The organism is Streptomyces sp. NPDC091412, from assembly GCF_044756885.1.
Lineage (GTDB): Bacteria > Actinomycetota > Actinomycetes > Streptomycetales > Streptomycetaceae > Streptomyces.
This window is the reverse complement of record NZ_JBIVTV010000001.1, coordinates 807,050-817,490: the sequence shown is the minus strand read 5'-3', so window position 1 is coordinate 817,490 and position 10,441 is coordinate 807,050. Positions and strand designations below refer to the sequence as shown.

Genomic DNA, 10,441 nt, shown 5'->3' with positions numbered 1-10,441 from the left:
GGTCCCCGGTCGACCCGGAACAGGAGTGCTCATGCCGCAGATCACCGTCGACTACTCCGAGCGGCTGGCCGACGCCTTCGACCGGCGTGCCTTCGCGCGGGAGCTGCACGCCCGCACGGTCGAGATCGCGGCCGCCAAGCCCCCGGCGTGCAAGACGCAGTTCCGCCGGACCGAGGACACCGTCGTCGGTCCGGACACCGAGGGGCACGCGATCGTGCACGTCACCATCGGCCTGCTGGCCGGCCGCACCGACGAGACCAAGGCACGCCTGACGGAGGCGGTCCTGGAGGCGCTGCGGCAGCATGTGAAGCCGGTCGACGGCCTGGAGCTGCACGCGTCGGCCGAGGTCCGCGACCTCGACACCTCGTACCGGAAGTTCGACGCCTAGGGTCTTTCGTTTGGATCAGGCCGGATCAGGGAGCGGGGTCTGGTGCCGTGCATCGCACGGCGGAGGAGGGCGGCAGGGCGGAGCCCTGCCAACCGACGACAACGCGGCTGGGGGTACCCCCTGCTCGAAGAGCTTGGGGGAGCGGTGCCAGGGCCCGCGAGCCCGGCATGATCCAAACGAGAGGCCCTAGCGGCGGTACCGCACTAGGAGGCGAGGGCGACGAGCCGGCCGACCAGGTCCAGGAAAGGGCCGTCGGCCGGCTCGTCCTTGAAGACCCGGCGCATGAGCGCGCCCATCTCCTCGTCGTGGGCGGCGCTGACGGCGACCAGCGCGCCGAAGTCGTGCACGAGCTGGACCTCCAGCTCGGCGCGCGGGATGCGCCGGCCGTCCAGCCAGATCAGCGCCGTCGACTCCGCGAGCGAGATCCACGAGCGGACGACCAGCTCCAGCCGGGCGGGCGGCTCCTCGACCCCGAGATGCGAAAGGATCTGGTCATACGCGGCCTGCCGGACGGAGTCGATGAGCGCGTTCGTCGTCGACGAGCCAACAGCGGGGCCGCCGCGCATCAGCGCCGAGAAACCGGGGCCGTGCTCGTCCACGAAGTCGAAGAACCGGCGCATCACCCGCAGCAGCCGTGCCCCCAGCGGGCCCTCGTGCGGCTCCGCGAACCGGCCCGCCAGATCGTCCGAGGCACGCTTCAACGCAGCCTCGTACAGGCTGAGTTTGCCCGGGAAGTAGTGGTAGACCAGCGGGCGCGAGATGCCCGCCGCCGACGCTATCTCGTCGATGGAGACCTCGTCGGGCGAGCGGCGGCTGAACAGTTCGAGGGCGACGCCGATCAACTGCTGCCGTCGTTCCTCGACTCCCATCCTGCGGCGAACCCCGGTAGTCATACGAACACCTTACCGATCGATTCCGGCCCCGAACGGACCGGACAGGATCGACCGCGGTGTTCGACCTCGGGGCGTCACACCCTCCCACGTCGGCCGGTCACTTCTGGCGCAGCACGTCGACGGACCCGCCGTCGTCCAGCGTCCCCTTCAGGTCGGCCTCGGCGCCCTGCCTCGTCCGTACGGCGAGCAAATGGCCCTGGGAGGAGGCGCTGACCCCGCCCGTGGCGCTGATCGAGGCGGTGTCCCGGCCGCCGGCGGCGAGCAGGTACCAGGTGCCCGTCTCCGACTTCCACAGCACCCCTGCGAGCACGTGCGGATCGCGGGTGCCGCACGCGGGCACGTTCTCGGCTTTGGCCGCGACCGCCGCGTACTTCCCGCCGGGGGTGTGGAACTGGGCCAGCACCCGGGGCCCGTCGCCCCGCCAGGTCTCGGCCCGGGTGCACACCCACGCGGCCGTGCCGGTCTCGTCGGGCAGGGGCTGCTCCGCGTACTGCCAGGCGTTGACCGACCGGACGCCGTGTGCGCGCACGGAAGCCAGTGAGCAGGCCAGCGGTGCCCAGGCGCGCAGCCCCGCCGCACCGGACGCCTCCTGCGGGGCGTCCGGGCGGCCCGTGGTGAGGCGGGCGGGGGCCAGCTCGCCGAGATCGGCCAGGACATGGGTGCCGGGTTCGCCGGTCAGCTGGAGCACGTTCCACGAGGTGCAGGCGCCCGTCTGCTGGACCGGGCTGGCCAGCGGCCCGGTGACCCCGTCCGTGATGCCGAGGTCCATCGCCCCGGCGTCCGGCTTGAGCAGGTCCCGTTCGGCCGCCGACTTCACCCAGGGTGCCGTCAGATAGCGGACGTTGCCGTCGGAGCGGCCCAGCACCACCGCGCTCGCCTCCGCGCCGGCGGCGCCGTCGACCCGGGCGAAGTCGAGGGCGGCCCCGGCCGCGGAGTCCTTCGGCTCGGCGTAGCGGGCGATGCGCAGGCCGTCGTAGAAGAGCACCACGCGCGCGTTGTCGACGTCGCCGGCGTAGAGCAGTTGCGGCGGTCCGGCGGGGCCGCCCGAGGCGGTGCCGGGGGTGACCGAGACCCGCACGGAGTCGCCGGGGCGGGCCCAGACGGCGAGGGCGCGGCGCAGCAGGGCCGTGTCGCCGGCCCGGCCGCCGCGGGCCGGCCACACGGAGAGGTCCAGCCGCGCGGAGGTCCGCCAGACGGTGGGGGCGACCCTGGTCAGCCTGCCCGGGTCCAGGGCGGCCTCGGCGGACGGGTTCTGCGCGTAGGCGGGGGCGGCGGCGCCGTCGGGACCCCAGCCGCCGCCCGGCAGGGCGACCAGCGCCCCGCACACGGCGAGAGCCGCCGCCGCGGCGAGCGCGGCCCTGGTGTGCTGTCTGCGCCGCTTCAGGTCGGTGGGCCGGGCCTGCAACGAACAGGGGTCGAACTCGGGGGAGTTCAGGAGCGCGTACTGGGCGGGCAGCCGGTCGGCCTGGCGCAGCGCTGCGACCGGGTCGGCCACGCCCGCGGCCTTCAGCACCTCCCGTACGGCGGGGTCCGGGAGCCTTTCCAGGCCGCGCAGGACGTAGGCCGCGCGGGCCGGCCCGGACAGGGTCGCCAGCTTCTGGTCCAGGGCGAGTTCGTCGGCGCCGCCGGTGTGCGGGAACAGGCGCAGGCCCCACACCAGGGGCATCAGCGGCGGCAGTTGGGCGCGTCCGGACCGGATCCGGCGCCTGAGCGGGCGGCTCGCCCCCAGCGCCGTGCGGATCACCTGGAGGCGGACGAAGGCATAGCCCGGGTCGGACTCGCGGCCGGCCGACTGGGCCGGGATCACGGACGCCGAGGACCGGCCCCGCGGCAGCGCACGCTGTGCCAGCGCGTGCGCGGTCAGCACGCGGCGGCCCCGCCCGAGTCCGGGCGGCAGCACCAGATAGGCGAGCCGGACGAGACGCGGATAGTGCTCGACGAGCGCGGCCTCGGCCCGCTCGGTATCGACGACCGGCCCGGGGGAGGACTTGTGGCGCGGGGCGACATCCTGTGACTGCACGTCCAGGCAAACGAGCGAGCCGGTCCTTGGTCACACCGCCGCCCGGCGGTCTCAGTCCTCCGGCTCGACCAGCAGCCGGGCGTAGTTCGCCATCGAGCGCTGGTAGCGGGGCAGATGAGGCGCGAGGGCGCCGAGGACGAGGGACAGACCCTCGCGGTCACGGCCGAGACTGGACAGGCACAGGGCCAGACACGCCCGGACGGCGTCGTCCAACTCGTCCGAGGGGCCGTGCAGTTCGGGCGTGAGCAGCTTGACGCCCTCCTCCGGATGACCGGTGTTCCGCAGTGAGCTGGCCAGCTGGATCCTGGTCCGGCGGCCCCGGTAGCCGCTCAGCCCGCGCGCCAGTGCCTCCCGGTAGAGCGGCACCGCCCGGTCCGAGTGGCCGGTGGAGTCCCAGGCGCAGGCCCGCTCGAACGGGCCGAGCGGGCTGCCGTCCGGCAGTTCGGCGACGAGCGCGTCGATCCGCGCCCGGAACGCGGGTGCCTCGTCCTCGGAGTAGTCGTCGAAGCGGGCCCAGGCGGCGGCCACGCGGTCTTCCCAGTCCTGGTTCATCGGCTCAGGCTTGCACGCACGTGCAGGTGGCGTCCACCCGATTGAGCGCTGTGCGCGCCGGAGCCGTATCGAAGGGCGGCCCCTGCCGGGGCCCGGTGCGGCATGCTTGTGGCTCGTGCCGCCGGGAACGGAGAGCCGGAAGCGACCGGAGGAACAGATGAGGGTGACCCGACCGATGCTCGCGGTGGCCGGTGCCGCGGCGGCACTGGCGCTGACGGGGTGCGGCTCCGGTGACGGTGTGGCGGCGAAGGTGCCGCCGACGGCGACCGGCAGCCTGGAGAGTCTGGCCGCCGAGGTGAAGTGCGAGCCGGACATGCAGACCGACGCCGACACCATCCGGCAGGCGATCTGCACCAACTCCACCGGCAAGTTCGTCCTCGCCACCTTCGCCACCGACCGCGGCCAGCGGGAGTGGATCGACGACGCGAAGGACTACGGCGGCTCCTACCTCGTCGGCCGCAAGTGGGTCGCCGTCGGCGACAGCGGCGTGGTCACCACGCTGCGCGCCACCCTCGGCGGTGACGTGGAGACGGGCAAGGACCACAGCGCCCACAGCGCCCACAGCGCCCACAGCGCCCACGGTGCGCACAGCGGCTGAGCGGCCCCACTCACGGGTACACACGGCGAAGGCCGGCGGCGGGATCTCCCGCCGCCGGCCTTCTTCAAGAGGTCACCGGTCCAGTGTCACCGGATCAGGGCGTCACTTGCAGTTCCGGCCCGAGTTGAGGCAGTTGGCGATCTTGTTCGCCAGGCCGCCGGTCGTGATGTTGATGAAGTCGTCGTGGTCGGTGGCCGCCTTGTGGAGCTGCTCGGGGAAGCCGTCGACCGCGTAGGCGTTCTTCACCGCACCGTTCTCGATGGCCGGCCGCGGCACGTCGTAGACCAGGCGCATCGTCAGCTGAGGGATGGCCTTGAAGCCGCTGGGGCAGGTGCCGCGCTCGTCGGCGAAGGCGATGTGCGTACGGTGGTTGGCGCTGTCGGTGTTCTGCCCGTCCCAGCAGCTCTGGAAGGCGAACGTGCGGACCATCTTGCTGCCCTCGGGGCAGATCGGGTACTGCTCCGTCAGCTGGACCTTGTTCTCGAAGCCGGTGCAGCTCCAGTGCGCGTTGGCGTTGGCCAGACCGTTGGTCGTGGTCTTGGCGTCACCGGTGATGATGCGCAGGAACTGCGGCATGGCGACGACCTTGCCGGTCGGGCTGCCGACGTACTTGATCTGCGCCTGGAGGGGCTTCAGGATCCGGCCGACGTTGCCCTCCTTGCCACCGCCGTCCGCGTCCTGGTCGAAGTCCTGCGAGCCGTCCTGGACCCGGACCACCGGCCAGTAGTACGACGAGAGGTCGTTCTTGTTCTGGCAGCTGGTGCCGCCCTGGAGGAACGTGTCGTTGCTCGCGAACGCGTCGATCTTCTGGTTGCCGACGTAGTCGTGCAGGTGGTGGGCGCCGTTGGCCACACCCGGGGCCACGATCACGTTGTCGGTGTTGTGGTTGCCGTTGGCGTTCACACCGCAGCGCGTGGTGAAGGTGCCGTTCGAGGCGTTGCGGCTCTTGCGCGGCTTGGCCTTGACGTTGGGCTGGACCGTGGTGATGTCCACGAAGTCCGCGGCGACCGGGCCGTTTCCGGCCTGACCGCCGATGCCCTGCTGTCCGTCGTCGCCGCCCTGCTGACCGCCGTCGTTCTGACCGCCGTCATTCTGGCCGCCGTTGTCCTGACCGCCGTCGTTCTGGCCGCCGTTGTCGCCCTGCTGCCCGTTGTCCTGGCCGTCGTTCTGCCCGTTGTCCTGACCGCCCTCGCCGCCGCCCGCGTCCGTCTGGTTCTGCTCGGCGGGGGTGCCGGTGCAGGGTGCCATGCCGTCCAGGTTGCCGGGGGTCTGGCCGCCGGCCCGGTTGATCTCCAGCTTGATCCGGTCGAGGATCACCTTCCGCCGGTCCTTCAGCGGGCCCAGGATGGCGTTCTGGACGAAGCTCGCGTCCCTGGCCTGCGCGTCGCGCGTGGTGGCCAGCCGCTGGTAGGCCTCGGTGATCTGCTGGTCGAGCGTGGCGAGTTCGCCGTCCACCTCTCCACGGGCCTGCTCCGGCACGGCGGTGAGCTGCTGGCCGACGTCAGGGCACTTGATCGTCACGACCTGCGCGTTGACGGCCTTCGTCCGGTTGCCTCCCCACGCGTCGTTCTTCGACTCGTGCGCGGATGCGTAGTAGTTCGCCCAGACAAGCCCGCCCCCACCGAGCGCTAGGGCCGCCGCCCCGGCTATGGCCTTGGTGGCCAGCGGCATTCGGCGTTTGCGTGTGTTGCGTCCCATGGAACTCCTCTGACTTCCTTGCGGGGCAGCATCGAGGCGCCCGACAGGAGTGAAGCGGCTCCCATGGATACGGACACGGTCCCGGACGTGTTCAGCCGACTCACGAATTCATTCGCGATCCGTGGGTCAACTGGGCCGCAACTTCCGCTTTTCCACCGGCAGTTGCTACAACAGTGGCCGAGACTCCGGCTCTTCGGCCCGAGGACCGCCTACAGCCCGAGCACCTTCGCCTCCAGGGCCGGGTCCACACCAACCGGAGGCCGGCCCGGCCGCTGGGGCGCCGTACCGCCCAGGCCCCGGAGCCAGGTCCAGGTGTCCGCGACCGTCTCGTCCACGGGACGGCAGCGCAGACCGGTCGCGAGGGCCCGGCCGACATCGGCGCCGTGCAGCGCGTCGTGGCCCTCGCTGCCCGGTGGCGTCCACACCGGCAGCTCCGTCCAGGGTTCGATGCCCGCGGCGAGAATCGTCTCCGGATCGGTCCAGCGCAGCTCGGCGTCGGCGCCGGTGGCCCGTACACAGGCCTCCAGCAGTTCGCCCATCGTCGCGTGCCCCCGCGGGCTGATCATGTTGTACGGCCCGCTCAGCTCCCGCTCCACCGCGCCGAGGATCCACGCGGCGAGATCGCGGACGTCGATGTACTGAAGGGGCAGGTCCCGCGGACCGGGCGCCAGCACGGGGCCGCCCCGCGCGATCCGGTTCAGCCACCACGGCAGCCGCCCGATGTTCTCGTGCGGCCCGAGGATCAGCCCGGCCCGCACGAGCACCGAGCGGTCGGCCCCGAAGGCCTCCACCGCGGCCAGTTCGGCGCCCCGCTTGTCCCGCGGGTAGTCCGTCCGCTCGGCGCCGGCCTCGGCGCCCTCGACCAGCGGCGCCGCCTCGGTGTAGCCGGCGGGCGGGGCCCAGGCGTACACCGAGCAGGTCGACACGTACACGTACCGGCCGGCGCGGTCCCGCAGCAGCCGCGCCGCGTCCCGGACCGCGCGGGGCGCGGCCGACCAGGTGTCGACGACCGCGTCCCACGCGCCGTCCGTCAGGGCCGCGAGCCCGTCGGGCGCGGTGCGATCGCCCTGCAGCGACCGCACCCCGGGAACGGGCGCGTGCCGCCCCCGGTTCAGGACCGTCACATCCCAGCCGCGCCCGGCCGCCGCCTCGGCGACGGCCCGCCCCGCGAACTCCGTACCACCCAGCACCAGAAGTCTCATACCGGTGACTGTGCCCGTCAGGGCCGTGGCAGGGAACGGGATTCTGCCCTCGGCAGAGATCAACGCCCGGTCGGCGGAGCGTACTTGTAGCCTACGCGGCGTACGGTCTGGATCGCCCGGCGGTGCTCGGTGCCCAGTTTGCGGCGCAGCCGGGCGATGTGGACGTCGACGGTGCGGCCGTCGCCCACGTGGCCGTAGCCCCAGACCGTGGTGACCAACTGGTCGCGGGTGTGCACCCGGTGCGGGTGGGCCACGAGATGGGAGAGCAGCTCGAACTCCAGGTAGGTGAGGTCGAGTTCGCGCCCGTCCACCTCCGCGATCCGCCGTACGGGGTCGATGCGGACGAGCGCGTCGCCGGCACCGGGCGCGGTCTCGCCGGCCGTCCCGGCCTCCGGGTGGTCCGGCACCGCCACCGGGAGGTGCGGCGGCTGCTGGTCGGCGGGCACGAGCACCAGGTAGCCGACCATCGGGGGCCGGCCCGGCAGCCTGGGCAGGGCGTGCTGCGGAGCCGGCAGCCAGGTGGCGCCGGGCGGCAGGAGATCGGCGATCTCCACGACCTCGTCCCGGTCCACGGCGCGCAGCCGGTGCCGTACGGAAGCGGGGGAGCGGGAGGAGACGGGGGCGGGAAGGGTGGTGTCGGTCAGAGAACGCGTAGTCGCCATGACAGGTCAGCTCTTTCGCGGGAGAGGTTCGTCGGGGGACCGACGGCCGCGAGTTCGTGGTCGGGCGCGTCGGGGACGTACGTCGTTCCGCGCTGGCCGGAGGCCGGGGTGTACGGCTTTACCGGGCCCGCGCGCTCGGCGCGCGGCAACAGAGCCGGTCGAAGTCGTGGTGCTGACGGGAGGGCCAGAACGGCTCCAGGTCGTCGCGACTCGTCGCAACGCACTTCCGGAAGCCGACCATGCCCCCATTGAAGCAGACACCGTGCCCGGACAGGACCCTCCGCTCGCCGCTTCTCACTGCGCGGACACCTCCCCGGTGGGAAGCCGGAGCCCCGCGGCCGCGCCACCCGTCCGGATCAGACCTGCCCGGCCTTCTCCAGGGCGGTGCAGCAGGTGTCGATCAGCAGGCGCGTGACGACGTACGGGTCGACGTTGGCGTTCGGCCGGCGGTCCTCGATGTAGCCCTTGCCGTCCCGCTCGACCTGCCACGGGATGCGGACCGAGGCACCGCGGTCGCCGACGCCGTAGGAGTACGCGTCCCACGCGGCGGTCTCGTGCAGGCCGGTGAGGCGGTCGTCGATCCCGGCCCCGTAGTTCTTGACGTGGTCCATCGGCCGGGAGCCCTCGCCGAGCGACTCGCACGCGGTGATGATCGCGGCGTAGCCCTCCGGGCCTTCGCGCATCGCCCTGGTCGAGAAGTTGGTGTGGGCGCCGGCGCCGTTCCAGTCGCCCTTGACCGGCTTGGGGTCGAGGGTGGCGGAGATGCCGTGGCCCTCGGCGGTGCGGTAGAGCAGCCAGCGGGCCACCCACAGCTGGTCGGCGACCTCGAGCGGGGACAGCGGGCCGACCTGGAACTCCCACTGGCCCGGCATGACCTCGGCGTTGATGCCCGAGATGCCGAGCCCCGCCGTCAGGCAGTTGTCCAGGTGCTCCTCGACGATCTCCCGGCCGAAGATCTCGTCGGCGCCGACACCGCAGTAGTAGCCGCCCTGCGGGGCCGGGAAGCCGCCCTCGGGGAAGCCGAGCGGGCGGGAGCCGTTGAAGAAGGTGTACTCCTGCTCGATGCCGAAGACCGGCTCCTGCGCGGCGTAGCGCTCCGCGGCCTCGGCCAGCGCGGTCCGCGTGTTGGACGGGTGCGGGGCGAGCGTGGTGTCGAGGACCTCGCACAGCACGAGGATGTCGTCGCCGCCGCGGATCGGGTCCGGGCACGAGAAGACCGGCCTCAGTACGCAGTCGGAGGTGCGTCCCTCGGCCTGGTTGGTGGAGGACCCGTCGAAGCCCCAGAGCGGCAGTTCGGCGCCCTTGGCGTCGTCGCCGAGGATCTTCGTCTTGGAACGCAGCTTGGCCGTCGGCTCGGTGCCGTCGATCCAGATGTACTCAGCCTTGAAGGTCACGGGCCACATCCTCCGGGGGTCTCACTCGCGCGCGCCCACGGGCGGCGCGGCGCCGCGGCACGGTGCGCCGCGGCGGCTGTTCAGCAGCCTGTCAACGGGCCGTTTCCCGGCCATTGCCCGAATGTGAACCCCGTGTTACCCGGCGCCGTTGTGGCGTGGTTCACGCGGTACGGGTGAGGGCCTGCCTGCTCCCGGCCGGGAGCAGGCAGGCCCTCACCCGTGGAGGTGGGTGTCAGCCCACCTTCTCGATCACCGCGCGCCGGATCAGGAACTTGCCCGGCTCCCGGACCTCCTCGAAGGCCGCGTCGTTGAGCAGGACGCAACTGCCGGAGACGGACGTGACCTTCACCGTGGTGGACTTGTTGTTGTCCAGGTTGGTGACCTTCAGCGTGGTGCCCGCCGGGAACTGGTTGCTGGACGCGGCCGGTGCGCCGCCCTCGCCGGAGAGCGTCACGGTGGAGCCCTGGCACACCTGCTGGCCGGACGCCGCGACGCCGCCGCCGGCGTTCCCGGCCGCACCGTCCTGCTGCCCGTTCTGCTGACCGGCTTCCTGGCCGTTCTGCTGGCCCGCCTGCTGGCCGTTCTGCCCCTGCTGCCCGGCCTGGGAGTCCTGAGCCGACTCCCCCACCGTGCACCCGGACGCGGCCTGCTTGCGCTTGATCTCCTCGATGACCGCCTCACGGTTGGCGATCCGCGCCTCGGACAGTGCGTCCGGGTCGGCCCGCTGGCCGTCGATGAACTTCTGGTTGTTGCCGAGGGCGGTGGCGAGTCCCTGACAGACCGTCGAGTCCGCGGCGGACAGGGTTCGCGGGGCCTCCGGCTGCGCGGCGTTGGACGTGGCGGCCAGGGCGAAGGCCCCGCCGCCCGCCACCGCCGCGGCCGTGACCAGCAGCGCGACCTTCTTCTTCGTGCTGACAGTGCGCCTACGCGACATGCGCGCCTCCTGAAGGGGTGGGGGAGCGTACGCCGCTAGGTACGAGATGCCGAACGAGGTTACTCAGCGGTTGCGGGACCAGTTGAAGTGACCTGTGTCA

10 protein-coding genes are annotated in these 10,441 nt (G+C 72.4%); 2 read left to right on the top strand and 8 right to left on the bottom strand.

What is annotated here, in order from left to right:
• Positions 1–31 precede the first annotated feature (31 nt).
• Positions 32–388, top strand: a complete 357-nt coding sequence (locus ACIQMV_RS03695) for a 5-carboxymethyl-2-hydroxymuconate Delta-isomerase (RefSeq protein ID WP_402590829.1) — start codon at positions 32–34, stop codon at positions 386–388.
• A gap of 203 nt (positions 389–591) precedes the next feature.
• Here the strand turns inward: ACIQMV_RS03695 and ACIQMV_RS03690 are convergent, their stop codons facing one another.
• The 3 genes from ACIQMV_RS03690 to ACIQMV_RS03680 all read right to left on the bottom strand — a co-directional run bounded on the left by ACIQMV_RS03690 (position 592) and on the right by ACIQMV_RS03680 (position 3,853).
• Complete coding sequence (locus ACIQMV_RS03690; RefSeq protein ID WP_141361502.1) at positions 592–1,281, bottom strand: TetR/AcrR family transcriptional regulator; 690 nt, start codon at positions 1,279–1,281, stop codon at positions 592–594.
• A gap of 97 nt (positions 1,282–1,378) precedes the next feature.
• Complete coding sequence (locus ACIQMV_RS03685; protein WP_402590827.1) at positions 1,379–3,301, bottom strand: hypothetical protein; 1,923 nt, start codon at positions 3,299–3,301, stop codon at positions 1,379–1,381.
• 51 nt (positions 3,302–3,352) lie between these two features.
• The gene (locus ACIQMV_RS03680; protein WP_402590825.1) at positions 3,353–3,853 is read right to left on the bottom strand and encodes a tetratricopeptide repeat protein; all 501 of its coding nucleotides are present in this window, start codon (positions 3,851–3,853) and stop codon (positions 3,353–3,355) included.
• A 157-nt stretch (positions 3,854–4,010) separates the two neighbouring features.
• On the opposite strand from ACIQMV_RS03680, the gene ACIQMV_RS03675 reads away from it, so the two are divergent.
• Positions 4,011–4,451 carry a hypothetical protein gene (locus ACIQMV_RS03675; RefSeq protein ID WP_402590823.1) on the top strand — a complete coding sequence of 147 codons (441 nt, stop codon included), beginning with the start codon at positions 4,011–4,013 and terminating at the stop codon, positions 4,449–4,451.
• A gap of 102 nt (positions 4,452–4,553) precedes the next feature.
• On the opposite strand, the gene ACIQMV_RS03670 is transcribed toward ACIQMV_RS03675, so the two are convergent.
• The 5 genes from ACIQMV_RS03670 to ACIQMV_RS03650 form a co-directional block, all read right to left on the bottom strand.
• Complete coding sequence (locus tag ACIQMV_RS03670) at positions 4,554–6,149, bottom strand: DUF1996 domain-containing protein (RefSeq protein WP_402590821.1); 1,596 nt, start codon at positions 6,147–6,149, stop codon at positions 4,554–4,556.
• Between the two features lie 209 nt (positions 6,150–6,358).
• On the bottom strand, positions 6,359–7,351 hold the full coding sequence (locus ACIQMV_RS03665) for an NAD-dependent epimerase/dehydratase family protein (RefSeq protein WP_402590819.1): 993 nt from the start codon (positions 7,349–7,351) through the stop codon (positions 6,359–6,361).
• 59 nt (positions 7,352–7,410) lie between these two features.
• Positions 7,411–8,013 (bottom strand): winged helix-turn-helix domain-containing protein, encoded by a 603-nt coding sequence (locus ACIQMV_RS03660; RefSeq protein ID WP_402590817.1) that lies wholly within the window; start codon positions 8,011–8,013, stop codon positions 7,411–7,413.
• A 356-nt stretch (positions 8,014–8,369) separates the two neighbouring features.
• On the bottom strand, positions 8,370–9,407 hold the full coding sequence (glnII, locus tag ACIQMV_RS03655) for a glutamine synthetase (protein ID WP_402590815.1): 1,038 nt from the start codon (positions 9,405–9,407) through the stop codon (positions 8,370–8,372).
• A gap of 232 nt (positions 9,408–9,639) precedes the next feature.
• Positions 9,640–10,341: a hypothetical protein gene (locus tag ACIQMV_RS03650; RefSeq protein ID WP_402590813.1), complete on the bottom strand. Its 702-nt coding sequence runs from the start codon at positions 10,339–10,341 to the stop codon at positions 9,640–9,642.
• Positions 10,342–10,441: the final 100 nt, after the last annotated feature.

What these genes read in the sequence shown, in the direction of transcription:
- ACIQMV_RS03695 (WP_402590829.1), top strand. Translation starts at nt 32, where the DNA reads ATGCCGCAGATCACCGTCGACTACTCCGAGCGGCTGGCCGACGCCTTC.
- ACIQMV_RS03690 (WP_141361502.1), bottom strand. Translation starts at nt 1,281, where the DNA reads ATGACTACCGGGGTTCGCCGCAGGATGGGAGTCGAGGAACGACGGCAG.
- ACIQMV_RS03680 (WP_402590825.1), bottom strand. Translation starts at nt 3,853, where the DNA reads ATGAACCAGGACTGGGAAGACCGCGTGGCCGCCGCCTGGGCCCGCTTC.
- ACIQMV_RS03675 (WP_402590823.1), top strand. Translation starts at nt 4,011, where the DNA reads ATGAGGGTGACCCGACCGATGCTCGCGGTGGCCGGTGCCGCGGCGGCA.
- ACIQMV_RS03670 (WP_402590821.1), bottom strand. Translation starts at nt 6,149, where the DNA reads ATGGGACGCAACACACGCAAACGCCGAATGCCGCTGGCCACCAAGGCC.
- ACIQMV_RS03665 (WP_402590819.1), bottom strand. Translation starts at nt 7,351, where the DNA reads ATGAGACTTCTGGTGCTGGGTGGTACGGAGTTCGCGGGGCGGGCCGTC.
- ACIQMV_RS03660 (WP_402590817.1), bottom strand. Translation starts at nt 8,013, where the DNA reads ATGGCGACTACGCGTTCTCTGACCGACACCACCCTTCCCGCCCCCGTC.
- ACIQMV_RS03650 (WP_402590813.1), bottom strand. Translation starts at nt 10,341, where the DNA reads ATGTCGCGTAGGCGCACTGTCAGCACGAAGAAGAAGGTCGCGCTGCTG.